Here is a 24462-nt window from a genome sequence, read left to right on the forward strand (position 1 = left end):
GGCGACGCTCAGCCTCTACCGATCAGCTCCTGCGCCATCCGGTCGGCCACGACCGACGCCGGGGTGCCGCTCGCCTTGCTCTCGGCCCAGATTTCGGCGAGGCGGCCGGGGATCGCCTGAATGCGGTTTTCGACCTCTTCGCGGCTCCCCTGCCCCAGATATTCGAGCGCGACGTTGATGATCCCGCCCGCGTTGATCACATAATCAGGGGCATAGACGATGCCGCGGTCGTGGATGCGCTGCCCGTCGGCGGCGGTCGCGAGCTGGTTGTTCGCGGCGCCCGCGACGATCGACACCTTCAGCCGCTCGATGCTCTGTTCGGTCAGGGTCGCGCCTAGCGCGTTGGGGCTCAGCACGTCGGCCTCAACCTCCATGATCGCCGCCGAATCGGCGAGGTCCGCGCCCAGTTCTTCGGAAAGCGCCTTCGCCCGCGCCAGATCGACGTCGGCGAGGATCAGCTTCGCGCCGTCGGCCGCGAGCCGCCGCGCGACACCTTCGCCGACACTGCCGACGCCCTGCACCGCGACGCGCACGCCATGAGCGCTGTCGGCGCCCAATTTCTCGCGAATCGCCGCCTCGATCCCCAGATAGACGCCCAGCGCGGTCAGCGGGCTGGGATTGCCCCCCACCGCGTCGCCCGCCGCCGGAAGGCCACTGACATGGCGCGTCGCGCGCGCGATCTCGACCATGTCGGCTACCGACATGCCGACATCCTCGGCGGTGACATAGGCGCCGCCCAGCGATTCGACCGCGCGTCCAAAGGCGGCGAGCAGTTCGGGGGTCTTCGCCTGCCCTTCGTCGGCCAGGATCACGCCCTTGCCGCCGCCCAGCGGCAGCCCCGCCATCGCATTCTTGTAGCTCATCCCGCGCGACAGGCGCAGCGCGTCGGTGATCGCCGCGGCGCGCTGCGGATAATGCCAGTATCGCACGCCGCCCGCGCCGGGGCCGAGGTGCGTCGAATGGACCGCGATGACCGCCGTGAGGCCGCTGGCGCGATCGCGGAACATGTGGACATGCTCATGATCGTCGAAATCGGCGAAATCCCAGACAGCAGACATGCGCGACTCCTCGCGTTAGAAAATTACGCCAAAGCGTAATAATCCGTCATGGGCGCCGAGTCACCCCAAAAGCGGCTGCGCGCGAAGATAGAGAAAATGGGGCGACCAATGGGGCTCGAACCCACGACCTCCGGTACCACAAACCGGCGCTCTAACCAACTGAGCTATGATCGCCACACGTCGGGCGAAACCGCCTCTGACAGCGCGCGGCGATAGGCGCGGGGCCTTTTGTCGTCAAGCATTGTTCGCACGGGATCGCGCCATTAAAAGCACGGCATGGCGGACAATGATCATGTCGACATGCAGGCCTCGGGCGCCGACCGCACTGCCGAGCGGCTCGCGGCGGTCCCCGGCATCCGGCGCGCGCCGTCCCCGAAGCTCCAGCAATATATGCTCGCGCGCTTCCTCGACGCCGACACCTGCGCCGCGCTGATCGCGCTGATCGACGCGAAGGCGCGGCCCTCGACGATCGCCGATCCCAATGGCGACGACGCTTTTCGCACCAGCTCGACCTGCGACCTTGACCATCGCCATCCGGCGGTCGCCGCTGTCAACGACCGGCTCCACGCCCTCACCGGCATTCCGCTCGAATATGGCGAGCCGCTCCAGGGCCAGCGCTACGACGTCGGTGAGGAGTTCAAGGCGCATACGGACTATTTCGACCCCGACGGTGTGGACTGGGAGACCTATTGCGCGATCCCCGGCCAGCGGAGCTGGACGCTGATGATCTATCTCAACGAGCCCGCCGCGGGCGGCGCGACGCGCTTCCTGTCGACCGGCAAGCTCCACCAGCCCGAAACGGGCAAGCTGCTCGCGTGGAACAACGTCCGCCCCGACGGCACCCCCAACCCCGAAACGCTCCATCACGGGATGAAAGTGCGCAAGGGGCGCAAATATATCATCACCAAATGGTTCCGCGAGCGGCCATGGCCGTGGGCCGAAGACGAGCTGGGCTGACCCGCCGCCGGAACCATGATTTCCCGCCCGCGTTCGAATAGGACCAGCCAAAGGAGCGGGACCGACATGACGGCACGAACGATCGATCGCGATACGGCGAAGCGCAAACCCGCGGCAAAGGCGAAGGTCGGGGCCATCGCGAAGGCAAAGGCGGTCGCACCCGGCGTCGCGGCGCGGATCGGCAGCACGCCGAAAACAAAATTCCGCGGCGACCCCGATATTTTCGGCCGCCTCGTCGAGGATCACGACCGCCACCGCGCCCTGCTGGCGATGATCGAGGAGACCGAAGGCAAATCGCCCAATCGCCAGACGCTGTTCAAGGAACTGGTGAAGGAGCTCAAGGCCCACGCCGCGGCTGAGGAGCAGGCGCTGTGGTCGAGCGTGCTGCGCGATCCCGAAACCACCGACTTCGCGCGCCACGCGATCGCCGAGCATAAGGAGATCGACGACATGCTCGGCGACCTCGCCGCCCGCGACATGGCGTCGCCCGGCTGGCTGCGCCGGTTCGCCGCGCTGAAGGAGGAATATCTCCATCACGTCGGCGAGGAGGAGCAGGAACAGTTCGTGGCCGCCGAAGCGCATCTAAGTGCCACCGACGTCCGCTACATGCGCCGCGTCTTCAACCGGCGCAAAAAAGAGGAAAAGGCAGTCGCCAAAGTCGAGCGGAAGATCAAGCTCAAGCCCTGACGGCGGCGCGCGGTTCTAGGCTTTGCATTAGAAAGCCTGCGTGCTCCCGCGAAGGCGGGAGCCCATCTCCCGTCGGCGCAAGATGGAACCGACCGGAGATGGGTCCCCGCCTGCCCCGAAGGGGCAGTTTATCCTGAGCGCCGCCGCAGGCGGCGTCGAAGGGCGGGGACACCCTGATGTTTGACCAGGGACTCGCCGCTCTACCGCACCAGCCGATACTGAAAGCTCAGCGTCAGCGTATTGGCAACCTGTCCCGGCTCGACCGGCGTCGCCTTTCCTGCCGCATCCATCGCCTGCAGACGCACCATCGGCATCGGCGGCTGCGGCCCGCCGAAGCTGCCTTCGCCGATCGCCACCAACTCGGCGCCGCGATAGCCCGCGAGACGCGCATAATCCGCCGCCTTCGCCTCGGCTTCCTTGATCGCCGCGCCGCGCGCGCCGACGAGCTGCGCATCGGGATCCTTCATCCCGAACCACGGCCCGTCGACATTGGTGCCGCCCGCCGCGACCAGCGCGTCGAGCAGCGGCCCGATATCGTCGATCTTCGGCGTCGTCGCGCGAACGCTGTTCGACACCTGATAGCCAAGGAAGCGCGGCGGCTGGCCGTCGCCGCGGTTGTTATAGTCGTACTGAGGCGAAAGGTTGATACCGCTCGTCTGGATATCCTCGACCTTGATCCCACGCGCCTTCGCGGCGGCGATCAGCTTGTCCATCGCCGCGGCATTGGCGCGCATCGCCTCGACCGCGGTCGGCGCCGTCGTCGTCACCCCGGCGCCCACGGTCGCCTGGTCGGGGCGCGAGCGCACCTCCTGGCTCACGCTGAACGAAAGAATCGGGCCCTGCACCGTCGCTGTCGTCACCGTCGATCCTCCTTGCTGGGCAAAAGCGGGCGTCGCGGCCGCCAGCATCAATCCTGCGGCCATAGCGGTGAGCATCTGCTTCGTCATTTCATTCTCCTGTCGTCGCTCCGTAACGCTGACGGAGCGAACCCGTTCCGGCCTTTGCGTGGGATACGCTTGCATGATGCTGAACGCGCCAGTAGCGAGCCGTTCATCATGGCAGCACCCATTCTTTCTTATGAAGGCCTTGGCCTCGTCCAGGGCAGCGGCTGGCTGTTCGAGGATCTCGACATCTATGTCGGCGCGCGCGACCGGCTGGCGCTGATCGGCCGCAACGGCGCGGGCAAGACGACCCTGCTCAAGCTGCTCGCGAACCGCATCGACGCCGACAAGGGCAAGCGCACGATCGTTCCGGGCACCCATGTCGTGTTGCTCGAACAGGAGCCCGACCTGTCGGCGTTCGACACGCTGATGGATTATGCCACGTCCGGCGCCGACGCCCCCGCCGAGCATGACGTCGCCGCAATCGCCGACCAGCTTGGCATCGACATGGCGCGCACCGCCGCCAGCGCCTCGGGCGGCGAGCGCCGCCGCGCCGCCATCGCCCGCGCGCTGGCGCAGAATCCCGACGTGCTGCTGCTCGACGAACCGACCAACCACCTCGACCTCGCCGCGATCGACTGGCTCGAAAACTGGCTCGCGCGCTACACCGGCGCCTTCGTCGTCATCAGCCACGACCGCACCTTCCTGACCCGCCTGACGCGCCAGACCTTGTGGCTCGACCGCGGTAGCATCCGCCGTAAGGAAATCGGCTTCGGCGGCTTCGACGAATGGACCGAAGCGGTGTTCGCCGAGGAAGCGCGCGCCGCGCAAAAGCTCGATTCAAAGCTCCGGCTCGAAGCGCACTGGCTCGAACGCGGCGTCACCGCGCGGCGCAAGCGCAACCAGGGGCGGCTCGAAAAGCTCAAGGAAATGCGCGCCACCCGCGCCGCGATAATCGGCGGCCCCGGCGTCGCCAAGCTCGGCCTCGCCAACGACGATGTCCGCTCGAAATCGGTGATCGTCGCCGATCATATCGGCAAGCGCTTCGGCGACCGCACGATCATCAAGGATTTCGATTTCCGCGTTCAGCGCGGCGACCGCATCGGCATCGTCGGCGCCAACGGCGCGGGCAAGTCGACGCTACTCAAGCTGCTGACCGGTGAGATCGCGCCCGACGAAGGCACCGTGACGCTCGCCCCGACGCTCGACGGCATCGTCATCGACCAGCAGCGCAGCTTGCTCTCGCCCGACAAGACGGTGCGCGACATCCTCGCCGACGGCGGCGACTGGATCGAGGTCCGCGGGGTCAAGAAGCATGTTCAGGGCTATCTGAAGGATTTCCTCTTCGATCCCGCCATCGCCGAGGCGAGCGTCGGCGCGCTGTCGGGCGGCGAGCGCTCGCGCCTGCTGCTCGCCCGCGAATTCGCCCGCGAATCGAACCTGCTCGTCCTCGACGAACCGACCAACGACCTCGACCTCGAAACGCTCGACCTGCTTCAGGAAGTGATTGCCGACTATGAAGGCACCGTGCTGCTCGTCAGCCACGACCGCGATTTCCTCGACCGCACGGTGACGGTGACACTGGGGCTCGACGGATCGGGCAAGGTTGACATCGTCGCGGGCGGCTACGCCGACTGGGAAGCGAAACGCGCAAAACCGGTGACGGCCAAGGCGAAGGCCGCCGCGACCGAAGCCCCGCCCCCGCCGCCGCAGGCGCGCAAGAAGCTGAGCTATAAGGACCAGCGCGACTACGACCTCCTCCCCGGCCGGATCGAGGAGATCGAGGCGGAAATGGCGGGGATCGAGACCGAACTGTCCGACGGCAGCCTGTTCGCACGCGACAATGCGCGCTTCAATGCGCTGACCGGCAAGCTCGACCAGCTGCGCGCAGAAAAGGCGGCAGCCGAAGATCGTTGGCTGGCGCTGGCTGAGGAAGTCGAGGCACTGGGATAACGTCCGGTTTGGGGTGGGGAGCAGCCCTTTCCCAACTTTCGTCATTCCCGCGAAAGCGGGAACCCAGTGTGGGGTTAGCCGACGTACGCTCTGGGTCCCCGCTTTCGCGGGGATGACGAAGATGAGAGATGCTGAGCACGACTTTCAGACTCTCGTCATCCCGGACTTGATCCGGGATGACGATGCAAGATAGGTCCGCTTCCGGCCACTTCCAGCCACCGGAATCATCACCCCGTCCCGTAAAAGCGCGCCAGCCGGTCGAGCGCCAACCCCAGCACCAGCTTCCCCGACCGCGCCGGCCAGCCGAGGCTCTTCTCCGCGCCGCCGATCCCCTCGCCCGCGCAGATCACGCGCCAGCAGATGTCGGCGAGCCCCGGCCCGGCATGGTCTATCGCCGCGTGGAAACGCCGATGCGCGTCGATCCGCGCGAGCGAGGCATCCGCCGCGCGCGCACCGCCGCGGCCCTTTGCGGGCGGCGCGGCGTCCCAACGCATCGTCAGGCGCGCCGACAGGCCCGCGTGCTCATAATCGGCGCGCAGCCGCTCGCCCGCCGCAAGCTGCGCCGAGGTCAGCATCCCACGCGACGCAAGCCACGCGATCGGGCTTTCGGCGGCATTGACCGTGACGTGCCGCATCACCTGCGGCCCCGCCTTGCCGGGATCGAGCCGGTCGTCGGGGTGGAGGCGGGTTTCCAGGCGGCGTGCGGTCATGCGAATCTCCTTCTTGGCACGCCTGCTTGACATTGGATGATTTTGTAGGAAAGAAGAAACCGATTTGGTTATCGGAGCTCTTTCATGATCAACAGCATCCGCGCCGTCCGCCGCGCCAAGGGCCTGACGCTCGAGGAGGTCGGCCAGCGCTGCGATCCGCCGACGACCGCGCAGACGATCGGCCGCCTTGAGACGGGCACGCGAACGCTGTCGCTCGGCTGGATGAATCGTATCGCCAAGGCGCTGGGGGTCGAGGCGGCCGAACTTGTCCGGCTTCCGCAGGACACACAGCTCACGATCACCGCGCTGCTCGGTGCCGATGGCGCGCAGGCGCCAGCCCGCGTCGAGCAGGCAATCACCGCGCGGCCGGGCGAGGATATGGTCGCGGTGCGCGTGACCTCGTCGATCGGCGATTATCGCGCGGGCGACGAAATATGGTGCCGCCGCATCGAGGGCGACTGGGCGAGCGCGCTCAACCGCGACCTGCTCGTCCCCCGCCCCGCCGGCCGCTTCTTCTTCGCGCGGCTGCTCAACGTCGACGGCGAAAAGCTCCATCTGCTTCCGCTTGGCACCGGCCAGCGTCAGCAGGTCGTAAGCAATCCGCCCTGGGCGGCGATGGCGGTGCGGCTGATCCGGTCGCTCTAGAGCCAATCACATGCAATCTAATCACCGATTCCCCGAGCGAAGCCGAGGGGCTCTGCCAAGCGAAGTCGAGGCTGTGACGGTGCGGTTCTCGCTGCGCTCGAACGTGCCCCTCGGCTTCGCTCGGGGAGGCGGTAGATTTATGATTCAATGTTCCAAGGGGCAGATATGAATTCTCCCCTCCGCATCCTCTCCATCGCCACGCTCTTCCCCGACGCCGCGCGGCCGACCTTTGGCCTGTTCGTCGAAAAAAGCCTCCGCGCGCTCGCCGCGCAGCCGGGCATCGACCTCACCGTCGTCGCGCCGGTCGGCCTGCCGCCCTTCCCGCTATCGCTGCACGGCCGCTATCGTGCGCTTCGCGATCTGCCGCGAACCGAACAATGGAACGGCATCACCGTCCATCGCCCGCGCTTCGCCTTGATCCCGCGTTACGGCGCGCGCTTCAATCCGGCGCAAGTCGCGCGTGCCGTGCTGTCGGCCGTGCGCGGGCAGACCTTCGACGTGATCGATGCGGAATTCTTCTATCCCGACGGTCCCGCCGCGATGCAGGTCGCCGAGGCGCTCGACCGGCCCTTTTCGGTCAAGGCGCGCGGCGCCGACATCAGCTATTTCGGACATGATCCCGCAACCCGGGCGGCGGTGCTCAACGCCGCCGACCGCGCTGCGGGCCTGCTTGCCGTATCGGATTCGATGCGCCGCGACATGGACGCGATCGGGATCGACGCCGCCAAGGTCGCGGTCCATTATACCGGCATCGACACCGCACGCTTCCACCCCGGTGATCGCGCCGCCGCGCGCGCCGCGCTCGGCATGGACGACGCCCCGGTGCTTGCGACGGTCGGCGCGCTCATTCCGCGCAAGGGCCAGGCGCTGGTGATCGAGGCGTTGCCCGACCTTCCCGGCGTTCATTACTGGCTCGCGGGCGCGGGCGAAGAGGAAGGCCGCTACCGCGCGCTGGCCGAGCGGCTCGGCGTCGCCGACCGCGTCCACCTGATGGGGTCGGTCGCCAACGCGGACCTGCCTTTTCTCTATCGCGCCGCAAACATCGTCGTCACGCCGTCGGTCAGCGAAGGCCTCGCCAATGCCTGGGTCGAAGCCCTCGCTTGCGGCACGCCGATCGTGATCAGCGACGCGGGCGGCGCCGCCGAACTCGTCACCTCGCCGGTTGCGGGCCGCATCGCCCAGCGCACGCCGCAGGCCCTCGCCGCCGCGGTTCGGGACATCCTCGCCGCCCCGCCTTTACCGGGCGATGTTGCCGCCAGCCTCGGCGGCCGCTTCGACTGGGACCGCAACGGCCGCGAACTGGCGGCGCATCTCCGCCGCTGCGCCGAACGATGAGGGCCGGACCGCGGGTTCAGGTTTCGCGGGCCAGAATATCCTCGACATATCGTTCGACCTGGGCAGCATAGTCCTCCCGGACACCGGCCCTTTGCCCCTTGGTCTTGCTGATGCTCGCCATGAGCAAAACGGGTATCGCCAACAGCGCCAGGCCGATCACGACCGCTTTGAATTGCCCGAGGAAGGATCCGAAAAGCGCGGCGGCGATGATGATGACCACGGCAAGGCAACATCCGTTGAGGTTCGCCATGGGTTTCGCCATCAGTTCATCGATGCGATTTCCGAATATCTGATATCGTCCCGTGCTGTGGTTCACCATCGCCACGCCGACATCGCCGCTGGAATCGGAGCTGTTGGCCCATATCAGCGACAGGTAATGTCCCTCGCGCGCGCCGATGCCGGCATTGTTGATCTTCACATCGATTTCGCGCCCGTCCTCCCGCTGGAGGAAGACCTGCATGATCTCGGTCTTGGACGACGAAATATGCCCCCCGTTGCTCCATATGACGCCGCTGACGTCGGTTTCGGACCAGACGCGCAGCGAAACGGCAATGCCGGAGTCGCGGGTGAAGTTCAGTTGTTCGCCGCTGTTTGTGCTGACCCGTCCCATATATCTCCCCTGCCGGACGACGACGTCCTTTCAAGCTGGGGACAATGAAGACGAAAGCGGCGGCGAAGTCCTGACGCACTTCTCAAGAAATTGTGAAGGCCCGGGTCGAAGCCGAAACTCACACCACCGCGCCGTCGTCCTTGCGGGTGATGCGCTCGGCGCCTTCGGTCGCGGCGCTGGTACGCGGGACGAAGCTCTGCGGGCCGACCTTCAGCCACACCAGCACCGGCGTCGACATCAGGATCGACGAATAGGTGCCGACGAAGACGCCGAACAGCATTGCCGCGGTAAAGCCGAAGATCACGTCGGGGCCGAAAAGCAGCAGCATCCCAAGCGCCAGCATCACCGACACGCTGGTCATCACGGTGCGCGACAGCGTTTCGTTGATGCTGAGGTTGAGCAGCGGCACAATCTCCATCTTGCGGTATTTCTTCAGATTCTCGCGCACGCGGTCATAGACGACGATCGTGTCGTTCAGCGAATAGCCGACGATCGTCAGCAGTGCCGCGATGCTGTTGAGGTCGAACTGGAGCTGCGTCACCGCGAACAGGCCGAAAGTCAGCGCCACTTCGTGGAACAGACGCCCAAGCGCGCCGACGCCGAACTGCCATTCGAAGCGGATCCAGATATAGATCGAGATGCCGAGCATGGCGAGCGCAAGGCTGAGCGCGCCGGTGCGGATCAACTCGCCCGACACCTTGCCCGACACGGTCTCGACCGAGCCGGTGTGCGCGGTCGGAAAGGCCTTGTGGATGCCGTCGACGAGCTGCTTGCCCGCACGGTCGGCCGCCGCCTTGTCGCCTTCGGGCAGCGCGGTGCGGATCGCCACCGCCTTGTCGGACCCGAATTGCTGGATCGTCGCTTCGCCGAGGCCGATGTCGCCGACCTTTTCGCGAATCTCGTCGATCTTCGGCATCGTGCCGGGGAATTCGACGCGGACCGACTGGCCGCCGACGAAATCGACGCCCAGATTGAGGCCCTTCACCGCGACCAGCGCAATCGATATGGCGACGAGGAGGAAGCTCGCGGCCGACGCAACCTTCCGCCAGCGCAGAAAGTCGATGTTCGTGTCCTCGGGGACGAGTTTCAGCAGACGCATCGTTTCGCTCCCTTTCTCTTAAATGTTGATCGTCGCCGGACGCTTGGCATGGAGCCAGCGGGCGGCAAACAGACGCGTGACGGTGACGGCGGTGAAGACGCTGGTGACGATGCCGATGGTCAGCACCACGGCAAAACCCTTGATCGGGCCGGTGCCGAACCAGAACATCAGCGACGCGGCGATGACGTTGGTGACGTTCGCGTCGAAGATCGCGCGGCTGGCCTCGGAATAGCCGAGCTCGACCGCCTGGAACACGCGTCGCCCTCGCTTCAGTTCCTCGCGTATGCGCTCGTTGATCAGCACGTTCGCGTCGACCGCGGCACCGATCGTCAGCACGAAGCCCGCGATGCCGGGCAGGGTCAGCGTCGCGTTGAACCCCGCCATGATCGCGATGATCAGAAAGACGTTGAAGAAGAGCGCGAGGCACGCATAGACGCCGAAGCGGCCATAGACGATGAGCATCAGCACGAGCACCGAGACCGTCGCGATGATGCCCGCGATCGCACCCTTGCGGATCGAATCGGCGCCAAGCTCCGGAGTCACCGTCCGTTCCTCGACCACCGTCATCTTGACCGGCAGCGCGCCCGAGCGAAGCGAGATGGCGAGGTTGTTCGCGGTGGCGACCGAGAAGCTGCCTGAAATCTGGGCGCTGCCACCCAGGATCGGCTCGTTGATCGACGGCGCCGAGAGCACCCGGCCATCAAGCACCATCGCGAAACGCTTGCCGACATTCTGCGCCGTCACCTTGGCAAAAGTCGCCGAACCGCCCGAATCGAAGCGGATGTTGACGACGGGCTGGCCCGACTGTCCGTCATAGCCCTGCTTCGCGTCGAGAAGCTGCTCGCCGCTGATCATCACCTGGCGGCGCAGCACCTCGAACGGGGCACCGGCGCCGGCGCCGTCGGCATAGGGAACGATCTCGCTTCCCACCGGCACCCGGCCCGCCGCCGCTTCATTGGGGTCGGCATTGGCGTCGACCATGCGGAATTCGAGCCGCGCGGTCTTGCCGATCAGGTCCTTCAATTGCTGCGGATCCTGAAGGCCGGGCACCTGGACGACGACCCGGTCGTCGCCCTGGCGGATGATCGTCGGTTCGCGCGTGCCGAGCGCGTTGACGCGCTTGTCGATGATGTCGCGCGCGGTATCCATCGCGTTGGCGATCGCCTGCTTCTGCCCCGCCGCGGTCGGCGTCAGCACCAGGCGCGTCGTGTCGACGACGTCGATGTTCCAGTCGCGCTGGCCGGTGAGCCCCGCGCCGCGCGTCTCATTGAACAGCCGGTCGCGCGCTTCGTCGAGCTTCGTCTGGTCGCGGACGAGAAAGCTGATCTTGCCACCCGCGGTCGACAGTTCGCCGATCGCGATGTCGTCGTCGGGCCCGCGCTCGCCGCGCATCGCCGCGCGCACGGTCTTTTCCATGTTGGCGAGCTGGGTCTTCTGGAGATCGGAGACATCGGCCTCGAGCAACAAATGGCTGCCGCCGGCAAGGTCGAGGCCCAGATTGACCTTCATCTGCGCGAAGGACGGCAGCTTGTCGAAGGTCTTTTCGGGCAGGAAGCTGGGGATGGTGAAGAGGATGCCGAGCAGCAGGATGATGCTGATGCCGATGGTCTTCCAGCGCGGGAAATCGAGCATAGGGAAATTCCGGTTCTGGGCGCCGCCGACGCCGGCGGCGCCGAAGGCGTCAGTCGTTCGCGGGCTTCGCGCCGGGCTGCAGGACGTCGGAGATGGTCGATTTCACCACCTTGATCTTCACGCCCTGCGCAATTTCGATATCGGCGAAATCATCATCGACGCGCGTCACCTTGCCGACGATGCCGCCGCCCGTCACGACCTGGTCGCGCGGCTTCACCGCCGCGACCTTGGCGCGATGTTCCTTCATCCGCACCTGTTGCGGGCGGATCAGGAAGAACCAGAAAACCACGAAGATCAGCAGATAGGGCACCAGCATGATGAAACCGGCGGCCCCGCCCCCGGATCCAGCCGCCTGGGTCAGAAGCAGATTGGTCGACATGAATGAAAGACTTTCTCTTTGCAGCATCGCCCTCTCCCCCTGGGGAACGGGCGCGCAAATAATGGCGCGGCGCCTATCACGCGGGGAATTTCGACGCAACCGCTCGCTGCGCGCCCTCCCCCCACGCGGGCCGCGCTGACATGGGGAGGCAGACGGCGAGATCAAGCCATGGCTTCCCGCTTGCATCCCCCGTCAAGCCGCGCTAGGGGCCTCGCCTGCCCAATCGGGCCGGTCGGGACGTAGCGCAGCCTGGTAGCGCATCACACTGGGGGTGTGGGGGTCGGAGGTTCGAATCCTCTCGTCCCGACCAATATTTCAAGCACTTAGCGACATTTCCTCGGAAGAGCTTTAACCCCAATTTGCTCTGGTGGTGCGCTGGTGGTGCAGATAATGCCTGAATGTTCTCATCGCGGTGCATCCCAACGCATCGAATGTGAACATTTTCGGCCCGCGTTTGCGAATTGAACGCCACTCCGATTCCATGTATTTTCGCCTGACGGATGCAAGAGCAGTTGCCTCTTCGCCCCGCCGAGTTCGTCAAAATCAGGGACGGCTTCATTGCGTTTCTCAAGCAACCTGCTGGGACACCCATCGAGCTAATCATCCCGCAGGCTGTGCTCGACGTGATGGCAGCGGCAGCGCGTCGCGGGCGCATTCGCCAGCGTGTGCTCGTCACCTTGCGCGTTGCCTCTTTGTTGGTGGCTATTGTGGGCGCTGTTCTCGGCGCATTCGTGAACCCTGGCATTATCGGTATTGCCATTCTTCTTTTGGGCGGAGGCGCATTCGTCTGGTCACATGACCGTAGCAAGGTCCGCCGCGAGCCCGAGATTGACGAACTGGTTACCGAGCCGAACGACCCGCTTCAAAGCAATCTTAGAGCGCTTGACGATTTGAAGCACCTGATCGCGAACGGTGACGTGATTTGCGAAGAGCGTTTGCCGGATGGAACTTTGAAGCCGCTGTCGCCGAGGGCGCGGGCGGCTTTCCTTGCGGACCACGGCTCACTCCTTGTCGTCAGCCGTGATCAATCGCTTTGGCAATGCATCCCGCACAGGCCAATTCCCATGAGCGCTTTGTGGATCAGACTTGGCGGGCGCGTTGCGCCCGTCGTCGTCACGTCTCGCACACTGCTTAAAGAGCCGGATCGCATATTGTTCGATCAGCGCGTCGAATGGCTGCTGTCTCAGGCCGATAAGGCTGGCACGAAGGCAAAGTCATTTCGTGAAGCGCTCCAAATCGTCGTCGCCCTCAAGCGCCCAGAATTCGAGGGCATCACGTTCGAGGAGAAGAAGGAAAGGCTACGGCAAGAGGGGTTGCCGGATAGCCGCATGGAAAAAATCAACGCCGGTATATACCCGCCATTCAACAATTTTCTGCGCACTTTGCCGATGCATGAATTACCGTGAATGCGGAACTGAATTCACCCTGACGCCCCGATTTGCGACCTCCTGCATTCCAGCGAATGAAAGGACCACGCAATGCCTCCGAACCGGGACCAGCTCCTGACCGTAACTGACGTGCTCAACGTCACCGGCTTCAAATCCCGCACCACACTGTATCGCCGCGCACGCAGCGGCGCATTTCCGTGCCCCTGCCATATAGGCGCGGGCAAAATCCGTTGGCGCTCGGGCGACATCGAGGACTGGCTGAGCAGCCTCCAGACCCGTCGCTACTGACCTGCCCCACCGCCGAACCGGCCCAGCTTAATTGCTTGGCGGGCGCACCTGCCCTCACCCCCACGAACACTTGCAATCGTGATTTCACGAAAGGATGCCCCATGTCTATTTTCCAACGCGTCATGGATCGGCTCGCCGATTCCATCTGGATTGGCCGCAAGGTCAATCTGCGCTTCACCGCTGAATATCGGACTGCCTGCTACGTCGTGCCGCTGATCAACAAGCTGCTCGCCGAGGGCGAGGACGGTGACACATACCGAGCCGCGCTTGTCCCGTGGCACGAGGCCGAGCGGCCACCGCTTGCATCCTATCAGGGTGACACATCCCGGTGCAGGATCGACGGGCCTTGGCAGGAAGCTGGGCGGGACTGGGTTCCGCTTGGCGGCTTGATCTTGTCACCCGGCGTTACTGCCCATCTTGATCCGTTCGAGGCGCAGGCACTTCACGAAAAGATGCAGCAGGCGATTGAGGCCGTCATTCAAACGTGGGTCGAAGATCACGATCTAACCGCACTGCCACCGGTCCCGGAGCATTTCGACAGGTGCAGGGCTGACCGGAAAGCCAAGGCGCTGATCGCGGCTTTGGCTGGCAGCGACCGGCAGGCAGATGCTTCGACAAAGCCGCCCGCTGCCACGGCCAAAACTGCATCTGGCGAACCCGTTCCCGCGCTTTGCGCCGTATGCCGGAAGGGGCTGGGTCATGCTTGAACCGAACCGCCAAAAGGCAATGTTGGGGGGCTGCGATGCTACGCATCGAGCCAGCAATTCAGATACACACCTCACGCACGGGTGCATGGCGCAATTCTGCGGGTTTGGCGGGATGCTAATAGCCTCTCGCCAAAGGTCAGACCGCGAGAACGGCGTAATTCTGCCATTTTCCGCGATGGCGAATAGCATCTCATCGGGTGCGGCACGATGAGCGCCCGCGCCCAGACCGTGCGGCTAACCCCCGCCCGTCATCGCGCCCTTGCCGGGTTCGCCAAAAGCTATGGATTAAGCGAATATGCGATGCTCGCCCGCGTCGTAGACGCGGGCCTTGCCGCCCTCGTTCACGGGGCAGGCAACCAGATCGACAACCGCGAGATCGTCAGCGAACTGGCGTCGGTCAGCACCCGCATAGTCGATGTCGAGCGGATGCTGGACCGGGCATTGTTCACCGCTTGCGCGGCCTATTGCTATGCCCGCCATGCGGCGCTGGGTGCTCGCACGACCGATGAGGCCGTTACCGCCGAGATCAACGCGGCCTATGACCGCCAGCGGCGGCGCGCGCAGGAGGGCCGGGAATGAACCAGTCTCACGACCGGCGCGCCCATGCCGACGCCTTGCGCCGCCACAACCGCAACAATCAGGCCGCGCGCTTCCGGCGGCAGGCAGGTATCATGCTTGCGTCCATCGCTATGGGCGCAGTCGCAACACCTTATGTGGCGTTGGACCAGCAGGCGATGCAGGCAGCGGGCACATACGCCGCCGCCAAGGCAAAACTGTGGTTCGCCCAAGGCACGGTGGTCGATCCGGCCATAACGATCAGCCAGGACGGCCAAGCCTATGCCGTTCCGGCCCGCGCGGTTGCCGCGCATCCCTACTACGGCAATGCGGCGCACGATGTCTTTGCATACGGGATTTGGGGATGCTCGCTGGGCTTTGGCGGATGGCTGGTGAGCCTGATCCTGTTGCGCGGAGCCATCGCCCGGCGGCGCGAACGCGCGTTGCGTGACCGAGTTATCGCCGGAACGCTGGTGACGAGCGAGGCAGGACTGGCGACGTTGACCAGCACCGAGGCGCAGCCCAATGCCTTGCGCGTTGGCACCGTACCCATTCCCGGCAGGCTCGAAACCCGGCACGTGGCGATGATCGGCACGACCGGCAGCGGCAAGACCACCGCCTTGCGCCAGATGCTCGACGGGATCGAAGCGCGGGGCGAAGCCGCCTTGGTCTATGACACCAGCGGCGAGTTCGTCGCGCATTACTACCAGCCCGAACGCGGCGACGTGATCCTGAACCCGTTCGATGCCCGGTGCGCCTACTGGTCGCCCTTCGCCGAGATTGCCCACCCCGCCGACGCCGACCGCATTGCCCGCCAGCTCATTACCGAGACAGGGCAACATGACAGCGACGTGTGGCTCGACACTAGCCGCATCCTTGTCGCTAACATGATCCGAGCGCTCTGGCGCGAAGGCAACGCCACCTTGCCCGCTTTGCTGCACGCCTTGCAGGACCGGACCAAGGATGACCTGAAAACGTGGCTGGCAGGCAGTTCATCGGCGCGGACCTTTGCCGATGATGCCGACCGGGCGACAGGCAGCGTGCTGTTCATGCTCGCGAAGGCCGCCGACCTTATCCAGTTTCTGAGAGTTGATGGCAGCGGCGGGACACCCTTCGCATTCCGGGATTTCATACACGGGCTGGACAAGCGCAAGGGCGCGAAACCGTGGATATTCGTGCCGCGCAAGGAGGACTATTTCGAGGCGTCGAAGCCCTTGCTCGCCTGCTGGCTGGAATGCGCGGCCAGCGCCGTGCTGGGCCTTCCCCCATCGCCCGACCGGCGCATCTGGTTCGTGCTGGACGAGCTGGCCGATTTACCCCGCGTCGATAATCTGGCGCGGCTGCTACCCGAGGGCCGCAAGTTCGGTGCCGCAGTGGTGCTGACCTTTCAGGCGCTGGGCCAGATGCAGCATCGCTACGGCCCGAAGATCGCCGAAGCCATGCTGGGCTGCTGCAACACCAAGCTGTTCCTGCAAACCATCGACAGCGAGACGCGCGTCTGGGCCAGTCAGACCATCGGCGAATGCGAGGTCGAGATTCAGACCATGACCGACGCGCTGGCAGACGGCGACGACAAGCCCCGGACCACGCTGAGCAAAATCCGCAATATGCGCCCGGCTATTCTGGAAAGCGAACTGCGCCTGCCCAAGTTCGAGGGCTACTTGCTGTTCCCGGACGGCTTGCCGGTGGCGCGGATCAGGCTGACCGCCGATCATATCGCGCGGCGCGGGGGTGCCCGTCATCCAGGATTTGTGCCCGGCGATGTTAAGGCCACCCACTGGAAGCAGCCAGAGGCGACCGCGCCAAAGGCTGTGCCGCCGCCAACGCCATCGCCCACCAGCAAGGGGCCAGTCTGATGGTTGCATCCGTGTCCGCGCTGACCAGTTCGGGTCAGGCCGCCAGCTATTATGAATCCGCTGGCGAATATTATGCCGACGGGGGCCAGTCCCCATCGGAATGGCAGGGCAAAGGCGCGGAGGAATTGGGCTTGTCCGGCGATGTTGACCGCGACCAGTTTCGCGAGTTGCTGGATGGCAAAGTTGCCGACCAGCAGTTGGGAACCACGCGCGACGGCAAGCTGGAACACCGCCCCGGCTGGGATGTGACCTTGAGCGCGCCAAAGTCCGTGTCGATCATGGCCGAGGTGGCGGGCGACCGACGATTGATCGCGGCGCACGGGGCAGCGGTGAAAACCGCACTTGCCCATGTCGAGAGCCATATTGCGGCAACCCGCATCCGTGACGGCGGCGCGGTAAACCGTGAGGCTACCGGCAATCTTGTCGTCGCCAGCTTTCAGCACGGCACGAGCCGCGCCCAAGACCCGCAGCTTCACACCCACAATGTCATTCTCAATGCCACCAAGGGCGAGGATGGCACATGGCGTAGCCTTGAACCGCGCGCGATCTACCAACTGCAAAAGCAGATTGGTGCGATCTACCGGCAGGAGCTGGCCTTGAAGGTGCGTGAGTTGGGTTATGAGATCGAAGTGGGCAAAGGCTCCATGTTCGAGATCAAGGGCGTTTCGCCCGAGGTCATGGCCGCATTCAGCACCCGTAGCGCCGAGATCGAGGCCGCACTTGGCGAACGTGGCACGTCCCGCGACGATGCCTCCGCCGCCGAGAAGCAGGTTGCGGCACTCGATACCCGGCAGGCCAAAGTTTCCGCCGATCCTGCGGCGCTTGTCGCAGATTGGCGCGATACCGCCAGCGCAGCCGGGTTCGGGCCAGAGGCGAGGCTGGCGATGGTCAAAGAGGCCGAGGGCATCGCCGCCAGCGGCGACCATCGCGCCACGATAGAATTGCAGGGCGATAGCGTGGCAAACCGCGCCGTTGCCCATGCCGCCGACAAGCTGGGCGAGCGGCAATCGGTTTTCTCCGCCGCTGCCTTGCACGAGGAAGCGGGGCGCGTCGGGCTGGGCAAGGTCAGCTATGCGCAAATCGAGGAGGCCATTGCGGCAGCAACCAAACAGGGCGAGTTGATCGACCGCACCCACATCGACCGGCGCGGCGCGGAGTTTGCCGGGTTCACCACCCGCGCCAATGTCGAAACCGAGGCCAAGCTGCTGCGGATCGAGGCCGAGGGACGCGGCACGTTGTCCCCCATCGCCACACCGCTTGTCGCCGCCATGGCCGTGGCAACCGCATCGGCGCAGGGTGAACGCGCGGGCTTTGGCTGGAATGCCGAGCAGCGCGCCGCGACCGAGCAGCTATTGACCAGCCGCAACCGCATAACCGCGTTGCAGGGCTATGCTGGCACGGCAAAGACCACCACCGTTCTGGCGACCTTTGCCCGCGAGGCCGAGACGCGGGGCGTTCCCGTTGTCACGCTTGCGCCCACCGCGTCGGCAGCGATGGTCTTGGGCGATGCGCTTGGCGTGCGCAGCGATACCGTTGCCCGGCACCTGCTATCACCCGAGCGCCCAAGTCAGGGACAGACCGCAGCATGGATCGTGGACGAGGCATCGCTGTTGTCCGCCCGCGATACTGCCAAGCTGTTCGACCTGGCGAAGAAGCAGAACGCCCGCATCATCCTCGTGGGCGATGTAAAGCAGCTCGGATCGGTCGAAGCAGGCGCGGCTTTCGCGCAATTGCAGGGCGCGGGCATGGAGGTTGCCAAGCTGAGCGAGATCGTCCGGCAGACCAATACCGCGACCAAAGACGCAGTGCTGGCATCCATCGAGGGGGACGCCAAGAAGGCTCTCGCCGCGCTGGACCGTGGCGGCGGCAGGATCGTGGAGAATGCCGACCGTGCCGAACGGTTTACCGCCATCGCCGAGCAATATGCCAAGCTGGACAAGGCCAGCCGCGCCCGCACCCTTGTTATCGAGCCATCACGCGAGGGCCGTGATACGCTGACCGCCGACATACGCGCGGAGCTTGCCAAAACGGGTGCGCTGACCGGACCCGCCGTCACCATGCAAAGCCTTGCCAATAAAGGGCTGACCCGCGCCGAGGCTTGCGACCCGATGAGTTATGACAAGGGCGATGTTGTCCGCTTCACCCGCGACTATGCCGACAAGGGCGTGGCGCGCGGGGAAGCGTATAGGGTGGAGAGCATAGACCCGGCCAAAGCCTCCATTGCGCTCAAATCAGAAGACGGGCGGGAGGTCGATTGGCGTTTGCGGCAATGGGGCGCAGGCAACAGCCAGACATTCGCCGCCCAATCGCTCGAACTCAAAACCGGCGACAGCATCCGGTTCACCCGCAACGACCGGGAGGCGGGACGGATCAATGGCGCGCGCGGCGAAGTGACCGCGATTGACGCGCAGGCTCGCACGGCGGAAATCCGAAATCCGCGCGGCCAAACCCAGACCTTGAGCCTTGATGCTGCCCGCGACCAGCACATTGCTCATGCCTATGTCGAAACCGCGTTCGCCGCCCAAGGCCGCACCGCCGATCATGTGATGATCCACGCCGACAGCAAGGCCACCAACCTTGTCGATCAGAAGTCATTCTATGTCGGCATATCCCGCGCGAAGGAGTCCGTCGCGATCTACACCAATGATCGCGGCAAGCTGGTTTCCGCGATCAATGAGCGGGCAGGGCAAGTGCAAACCGCCATCGCACAGGCCGCTATGCCGGGACCATCGGCGTCGAAGGCGGCAAGTGCAGGAATCGGGTAAGCAATGCGTTGAGAACAATCGCAGTTCAGTCTATCCTCAGCGCCAAGGAGCGACACTGACGCGATGTTTATTCCAAAGTATTGTAAATGAACCTGATCAAATCAAAAAAGCGCGTTGCCGATCATGGGGAGGTGTTCACGCCGCCTTGGTTGGTCGAGCAGATGCTTGACCTTGTAAAAGGGGAAGCGGAGCGCATCGACGCACGTTTTCTTGAGCCTGCTTGCGGCAGTGGCAATTTCCTTGTGCCGATCCTGCAACGCAAATTGGCCGCAGTGGAATTGAAGTTCGGCAAGTCTGACTTCGAGAAGCGGCATTATGCGCTGTATGGCTTGATGTGCGCCTACGGGGTGGAGTTGCTGGAGGATAACATCGCGGAATGCCGGGCCAACATGCTGGACATTTTTGCCGACTATCTGGGGTTGGACGAGGCCGATGACCTTTATCGCGCTGCTGCCCACGTGCTTTCGCTCAACCTTGTGCATGGGGACGCGATGACAATGCGCGGGATTGACGGCAATCCAATCACCGTTGTGGAGTGGGGCTATCTGGGCAAGGGCAAATTCCAGCGCCGCGATTTCCGGCTTGATGTGCTGACTGGCATGGCCAGTTTCAGCGCCGAAGGGTCGCTGTTTGCAGGGCTTGGCAAGCATGAGATTTTCACCCCGGCCAAAAGCTATCCGCCGATGACCGTGCCCGATCTGGCGGCAGCGTTTGATGGCTTGGGGGCCGCAGCATGAACGAACCGGCCAGCTTTGCCCTGCGCGGGCGCAATCCCGATGTGCTGACCTGCATTGCCAATCTATCGAACGACGAGGTTTTCACGCCGCCCGAATTTGCCAATCGGATGCTGGACACGCTGGCGCAGGCTTGGGCGGAGAGCCATGCCGGTGCGGACATTTGGGCGAATAGTTCGGTCAGGTTTCTGGACCCGTTCACAAAATCGGGCGTGTTCCTGCGCGAGATTGCAAAGCGCCTGATCGCAGGGCTTGAAGCGGAGATTCCCGACCTTCAAACGCGCGTAGATCACATCCTTACGCAGCAAATCTTCGGCATCGGCATTACGCGGCTGACCAGCCTGCTGGCGCGCCGCAGCCTCTATTGTTCCAAGCACGCCACGGGCAAATATTCCATTACCAGTTCGTTCGAGAATGATGATGGGAACATCTGGTTTCAGCACACCGATCATTCGTGGGTCGGCAGCAGCAAATGGACCAATGTTACCGACAAGCATGGCAACACGGTCAAGAAGTTTGCCGAAGGCAAGGACGGCAAGTGTGAATTTTGCGGGGCACCGCGCGCTATCTTTGATCGTGGCCCAGAGCTGGAAAACCACGCTTACGCTTTCATCCATACCAATGACATTAAGGCTCGCATCGGCGAGCTGTTCGGAGCCGATATGCAGTTTGACGTGATTATCGGGAACCCACCGTATCAGTTAAAAGGCGGGGGCGGAGGATCGAATGACTCCTCAATCTACCACCTTTTTGTCGAGCAGGCGATGGACTTGGAGCCTCGATTCCTGTCCATGGTTGTTCCATCCCGCTGGCTGGCAGGCGGTCGAGACATGGGTTCATTCAGGAAGCGGATGTTTACCGATGGGCATATTCGCGAGTTAATAGACTACACGAAAATGAGCACCGCTTTTCCCGGCGTCGATTTCGAAGGCGGAGTCGGCTATTTTCTATGGGACAGAGAAACCACTGGTTCATGCCGGTACACCCTCTTCCAAGGGGAGGAAGAGCTGCCAACCGTCGAGCGGAATCTCGACCAGCATGACATTTTCGTGCGCGATACGCGCGCGCTCTCCATTCTTGAAAAGGTTCTTGCCAAACGTGAGGCGACGCTGGAATCAGTCGTGAGCGGCGATACTCCATTTGGCTTGGCTACAAATTTCACAGACTATTCAACGAAAAGCAATCCCGGCACGCTTTCAATTTATCTGACTGTGAAAGGGCGGCGCACGACCGGCTGGGTGGACGATTCAATCATCAGAAAAAATCGCCAACTGATACCAAATTGGAAGGTGTTGTTACCTGAAGCATACGGTGAGCGAGGAGCCATTCCCGCAATGGTCCTCGGCCCTCCGATTATAGCCGTGCCAAATTCAGTATGCACTCAAACATACCTTGTGGCTGGTCCTTTTGTCTCTGAAACAGAGGCGCGTAGCTTTACAAGTTACTATCGCACGCGTTTGTTCAGATTTCTGGTTTCTTTGAGAAAAATTACCCAGCACGCGCTTCGATCAACCTATACTTGGGTTCCGCAGCAGTCGTGGGATGCAAATTGGAATGACGCGGTTCTATACAAAAAATATGGATTAGCCGAAGAAGAAATAGCTTACATTGAAAGCATGATACGCCCGATGGACGGTGACCTGTTCGATGAGTAGGTCGATTGATGAGATCCTTGCCCCCAAGCCCGAGGCCCGGTTACGAATTTATGCATGGACACCCAATGATGCGCCTGCTGCCTATGCGGGGTTAATCAAAGTTGGGCAGACGACGCGGGCCGACGTCAATGACCGGATTCGGCAGTCGCAGGGTCAGATGCAGCAGGCTTACACGCTGCACGTTGACGCACTGGCGGAACGTGACGATGGCACCTTGTTTCGCGACAACGATGTGCGCCAGCGCCTGATCGACAAGAAGTTCGAGAATGTCGTTATCGGCGCATCGCGGGAATGGATGCGGTGTTCGCCAGATGATGTGAAAACAGCCATTGCCGAGTTGCAAAAGGGCCTGCGGCTATCCGGCACGCATCACGAAGACTTTCCGCTGCGCGACGAGCAGGCCGATGCCGTGGAAAAAACCATGGGCTACTTCAACTCAATCTGGACCGAGAACCCCAAGGCCGCGCCGCGCTTCCTGTGGAACGCCAAGATGCGCTTTGGCAAAACCTTCACCAGCTATCAGCTTGCCAAGCAGATGGCCGCAAAGCGGGTGTTGGTCGTCACCTTCAAGCCAGCCGTTGAGGATGCTTGGCAATCTGACCTGGAGAGCCATGTCGATTTTGATGGATGGCAGTATCGTTCGCAGAATGCCGGAAACGGATCGGTCGAATATGATGCCGACCAGCCGCTTGTGTATTTCGGCTCCTTCCAAGACCTTCTGGGGCGTGATGCCTTGGGCAACATCAAGCTCAAGAACGAGTGGATTCACTCGGTAAACTGGGACTTGGTGGTTTTCGACGAGTATCATTTCGGGGCGTGGCGCGACAGCGCCAAAGAGCTTTTCGAGGGCGAAGAAGACGCCATTGCCCGCGAAGAGGCGCTGCTATCGGCCAGAACCGAAAAGGAAATCGAGCGCATCAATGCCAAGGCCGCCGATTTGCAGCAGCCGTTGGAGGCGGAATCGGAATTCCTGCCGATCAGGGCGCGGGCCTATCTCTATCTGTCCGGCACACCGTTCAAGGCGCTGGCCACAGGCGAGTTCATCGAAGAGCAGATTTTCAACTGGACCTATACCGACGAGCAGCGCGCCAAGGCCAATTTTGCCGCCACGCGTCCCGGAGAGCGCAATCCCTATGGGGCGCTACCGATGCTCAGCCTGTTCACCTACCAGATGCCCGAGGAACTGACAGCCATCGCCAGCGCGGGTGAGTTTGACGAATTCGACCTGAACGAATTTTTTTCAGCCAGTGGGACCGGCGTCCTCGCGACCTTCAAGCACAAGGATGATGTGCAAAAGTGGCTGAACATCATTCGCGGGTCATATAACCCGCAAACAGTCGAGAACCTGAAAACTGGCACGAAAGCGCCATTTCCATACGAAAATGCCCGGCTGCTGCCCTATCTCCAACATGCCTTCTGGTTTCTTCCCAATGTCGCGTCGTGTCAGGCCATGGCAAACCTGCTTGAAGAGAAGCAGAACGTTTTTTGGCATGAATACAAGGTCATCATGGCCGCTGGAGGTGGGGCCGGGATGGGATTGGCTGCTCTAAAGCCGGTCAAGGATGCTATCAGCAGCGGTTTCGAGAGCAAGTCGATCACGCTTTCGTGCGGCAAACTCGCAACCGGGGTCACTGTTCCGCAATGGTCGTCCATCCTGATGTTGCGGAACCTGAAATCGCCGGAAACCTATTTTCAGGCGGCGTTCCGTGTGCAGTCCCCTTGGTCGATCAAGAATCCCGACGGCGACGATCCGAGCCGGGAAGATGTGCTGAAACCAGTCTGTTTCGTCTTCGATTTTGCGCCCACGCGCGCCCTGCGTCAGCTTTCGGATTATGGCATCGGCCTGTCTCCCGGCGAGCCGAACCCCGAAAACGCTGTGCGTGATCTGGTTTCTTTCCTTCCAGTGCTCGCGCATGACGGCGCGATCTTGAAGCAGTTGGATGCAGGCGAAATCTTGGATTACGCAATGTCGGGCACCACCGGCACGCTGCTCGCGCGCAAGTGGGAATCTGCCATGCTGGTGAACGTGGATAACGACACGCTGCGCCGGGTGCTTTCAAACGAACAGGCGATGGCGGCAGTGGGGCGGATCGAAGGTTGGCGCGAACTAGGCGACAACGTGATCGAGACGATCATCAACAAGGCCGAGAAGATCAAAGACCTCAAAAACAAGGCCAAGGATGGCGGGCAGACAGAAAAGGAAAAGAAAGAATTGAGCGACGAGGAGCGCGAATACAAATCGCTCCGCAAAGAGGTCCAGAAAAAACTGATAAAATTTGCGACCCGCATACCGGCATTCATGTATCTCACCGATTATCGCGAAAACAATCTGCAAGACATTATCCGGAAGCTTGAACCGGAGCTGTTTATGACCGTAACCGGTCTGACCATTGAGGATTTTCATCTTCTCGTCCGACTTAATGTGTTCAACACCGAGCGTATGAACGCAGCGGTGTTTGCGTTCCGCCGATATGAAGAAGCCTCGCTGCGATATACGGGGATCGATAGCCATCAGGGGCTTACCCACTACGGCCTTTACGACACGGTCGTGGCGAAAGAAGGCTGAAA

At 63.0% G+C, this 24462-nt stretch carries 21 protein-coding genes and 2 tRNA genes; 15 read left to right on the plus strand and 8 right to left on the minus strand.

Features of this window, described 5'->3' with window-relative positions; genetic code table 11:
* Nucleotides 1–8 precede the first annotated feature (8 nt).
* Both NP825_RS11030 and NP825_RS11035 read right to left on the minus strand, forming a co-directional pair.
* Complete coding sequence (locus NP825_RS11030) at nucleotides 9–1058, minus strand: Glu/Leu/Phe/Val dehydrogenase (RefSeq protein WP_257543320.1); 1050 nt, start codon at nucleotides 1056–1058, stop codon at nucleotides 9–11.
* A 97-nt stretch (nucleotides 1059–1155) separates the two neighbouring features.
* Nucleotides 1156–1232, minus strand: a tRNA-His gene (locus NP825_RS11035).
* 102 nt (nucleotides 1233–1334) lie between these two features.
* On the opposite strand from NP825_RS11035, the gene NP825_RS11040 reads away from it, so the two are divergent.
* Both NP825_RS11040 and NP825_RS11045 read left to right on the plus strand, forming a co-directional pair.
* On the plus strand, nucleotides 1335–2015 hold the full coding sequence (locus NP825_RS11040) for a 2OG-Fe(II) oxygenase (protein ID WP_257543321.1): 681 nt from the start codon (nucleotides 1335–1337) through the stop codon (nucleotides 2013–2015).
* Nucleotides 2016–2081: 66 nt separating this feature from the next.
* Nucleotides 2082–2702 carry a hemerythrin domain-containing protein gene (locus tag NP825_RS11045; RefSeq protein WP_257543322.1) on the plus strand — a complete coding sequence of 207 codons (621 nt, stop codon included), beginning with the start codon at nucleotides 2082–2084 and terminating at the stop codon, nucleotides 2700–2702.
* Between the two features lie 200 nt (nucleotides 2703–2902).
* Here the strand turns inward: NP825_RS11045 and NP825_RS11050 are convergent, their stop codons facing one another.
* Complete coding sequence (locus NP825_RS11050) at nucleotides 2903–3649, minus strand: SIMPL domain-containing protein (protein WP_257543323.1); 747 nt, start codon at nucleotides 3647–3649, stop codon at nucleotides 2903–2905.
* A 108-nt stretch (nucleotides 3650–3757) separates the two neighbouring features.
* On the opposite strand from NP825_RS11050, the gene NP825_RS11055 reads away from it, so the two are divergent.
* Entirely contained in the window at nucleotides 3758–5536 is a 1779-nt protein-coding gene (locus NP825_RS11055; RefSeq protein WP_257543324.1) for an ABC-F family ATP-binding cassette domain-containing protein, read from the plus strand.
* A gap of 227 nt (nucleotides 5537–5763) precedes the next feature.
* Here NP825_RS11055 and NP825_RS11060 read toward each other — a convergent pair whose 3' ends face one another.
* Nucleotides 5764–6246, minus strand: a complete 483-nt coding sequence (locus tag NP825_RS11060) for a DUF6456 domain-containing protein (RefSeq protein WP_374046488.1) — start codon at nucleotides 6244–6246, stop codon at nucleotides 5764–5766.
* 84 nt (nucleotides 6247–6330) lie between these two features.
* Here NP825_RS11060 and NP825_RS11065 point away from each other — a divergent pair, with 84 nt between their 5' ends.
* Both NP825_RS11065 and NP825_RS11070 read left to right on the plus strand, forming a co-directional pair.
* Nucleotides 6331–6891, plus strand: coding sequence for a helix-turn-helix domain-containing protein (locus tag NP825_RS11065; RefSeq protein WP_257543327.1), 561 nt, complete (start codon nucleotides 6331–6333; stop codon nucleotides 6889–6891).
* A 165-nt stretch (nucleotides 6892–7056) separates the two neighbouring features.
* Nucleotides 7057–8226, plus strand: coding sequence for a glycosyltransferase (locus NP825_RS11070; RefSeq protein WP_257543329.1), 1170 nt, complete (start codon nucleotides 7057–7059; stop codon nucleotides 8224–8226).
* Nucleotides 8227–8242: 16 nt separating this feature from the next.
* Here NP825_RS11070 and NP825_RS11075 read toward each other — a convergent pair whose 3' ends face one another.
* The 4 genes from NP825_RS11075 to yajC form a co-directional block, all read right to left on the minus strand.
* Nucleotides 8243–8836, minus strand: a complete 594-nt coding sequence (locus tag NP825_RS11075) for a hypothetical protein (RefSeq protein ID WP_257543331.1) — start codon at nucleotides 8834–8836, stop codon at nucleotides 8243–8245.
* 118 nt (nucleotides 8837–8954) lie between these two features.
* Entirely contained in the window at nucleotides 8955–9935 is a 981-nt protein-coding gene (gene secF, locus NP825_RS11080) for a protein translocase subunit SecF (protein WP_257543333.1), read from the minus strand.
* Between the two features lie 18 nt (nucleotides 9936–9953).
* Entirely contained in the window at nucleotides 9954–11567 is a 1614-nt protein-coding gene (gene secD / locus NP825_RS11085) for a protein translocase subunit SecD (RefSeq protein WP_257543335.1), read from the minus strand.
* A 49-nt stretch (nucleotides 11568–11616) separates the two neighbouring features.
* Nucleotides 11617–11946, minus strand: a complete 330-nt coding sequence (yajC, locus tag NP825_RS11090; protein ID WP_257543337.1) for a preprotein translocase subunit YajC — start codon at nucleotides 11944–11946, stop codon at nucleotides 11617–11619.
* Between the two features lie 233 nt (nucleotides 11947–12179).
* On the opposite strand from yajC, the gene NP825_RS11095 reads away from it, so the two are divergent.
* From NP825_RS11095 to NP825_RS11140, 10 genes are all read left to right on the plus strand, one after another.
* Nucleotides 12180–12256 (plus strand) — tRNA-Pro (locus tag NP825_RS11095).
* 190 nt (nucleotides 12257–12446) lie between these two features.
* Nucleotides 12447–13352: a hypothetical protein gene (locus tag NP825_RS11100; protein WP_257543339.1), complete on the plus strand. Its 906-nt coding sequence runs from the start codon at nucleotides 12447–12449 to the stop codon at nucleotides 13350–13352.
* 72 nt (nucleotides 13353–13424) lie between these two features.
* Nucleotides 13425–13622, plus strand: a complete 198-nt coding sequence (locus NP825_RS11105; RefSeq protein WP_058457431.1) for an AlpA family transcriptional regulator — start codon at nucleotides 13425–13427, stop codon at nucleotides 13620–13622.
* A 101-nt stretch (nucleotides 13623–13723) separates the two neighbouring features.
* Nucleotides 13724–14329, plus strand: a complete 606-nt coding sequence (locus tag NP825_RS11110) for a hypothetical protein (RefSeq protein ID WP_257543349.1) — start codon at nucleotides 13724–13726, stop codon at nucleotides 14327–14329.
* Nucleotides 14330–14536: 207 nt separating this feature from the next.
* On the plus strand, nucleotides 14537–14908 hold the full coding sequence (locus NP825_RS11115; protein WP_257543351.1) for a hypothetical protein: 372 nt from the start codon (nucleotides 14537–14539) through the stop codon (nucleotides 14906–14908).
* Nucleotides 14905–16740 (plus strand): type IV secretion system DNA-binding domain-containing protein, encoded by a 1836-nt coding sequence (locus NP825_RS11120; RefSeq protein WP_257543353.1) that lies wholly within the window; start codon nucleotides 14905–14907, stop codon nucleotides 16738–16740. Before NP825_RS11115 ends, NP825_RS11120 begins: the two co-directional genes overlap by 4 nt.
* Nucleotides 16740–19505, plus strand: a complete 2766-nt coding sequence (mobF, locus tag NP825_RS11125; RefSeq protein ID WP_257543357.1) for a MobF family relaxase — start codon at nucleotides 16740–16742, stop codon at nucleotides 19503–19505. Before NP825_RS11120 ends, mobF begins: the two co-directional genes overlap by 1 nt.
* 86 nt (nucleotides 19506–19591) lie before the next feature.
* Nucleotides 19592–20242 (plus strand): SAM-dependent methyltransferase, encoded by a 651-nt coding sequence (locus tag NP825_RS11130; protein ID WP_257543359.1) that lies wholly within the window; start codon nucleotides 19592–19594, stop codon nucleotides 20240–20242.
* Complete coding sequence (locus NP825_RS11135; RefSeq protein ID WP_257543361.1) at nucleotides 20239–21894, plus strand: Eco57I restriction-modification methylase domain-containing protein; 1656 nt, start codon at nucleotides 20239–20241, stop codon at nucleotides 21892–21894. The genes NP825_RS11130 and NP825_RS11135 overlap by 4 nt, the downstream gene beginning before the upstream one ends.
* On the plus strand, nucleotides 21887–24460 hold the full coding sequence (locus NP825_RS11140) for a DEAD/DEAH box helicase family protein (protein ID WP_257543363.1): 2574 nt from the start codon (nucleotides 21887–21889) through the stop codon (nucleotides 24458–24460). The genes NP825_RS11135 and NP825_RS11140 overlap by 8 nt, the downstream gene beginning before the upstream one ends.
* Nucleotides 24461–24462 lie beyond the last annotated feature (2 nt).

This window comes from Sphingopyxis sp. DBS4 (genome assembly GCF_024628865.1).
In the GTDB taxonomy this organism is placed as follows: domain Bacteria; phylum Pseudomonadota; class Alphaproteobacteria; order Sphingomonadales; family Sphingomonadaceae; genus Sphingopyxis.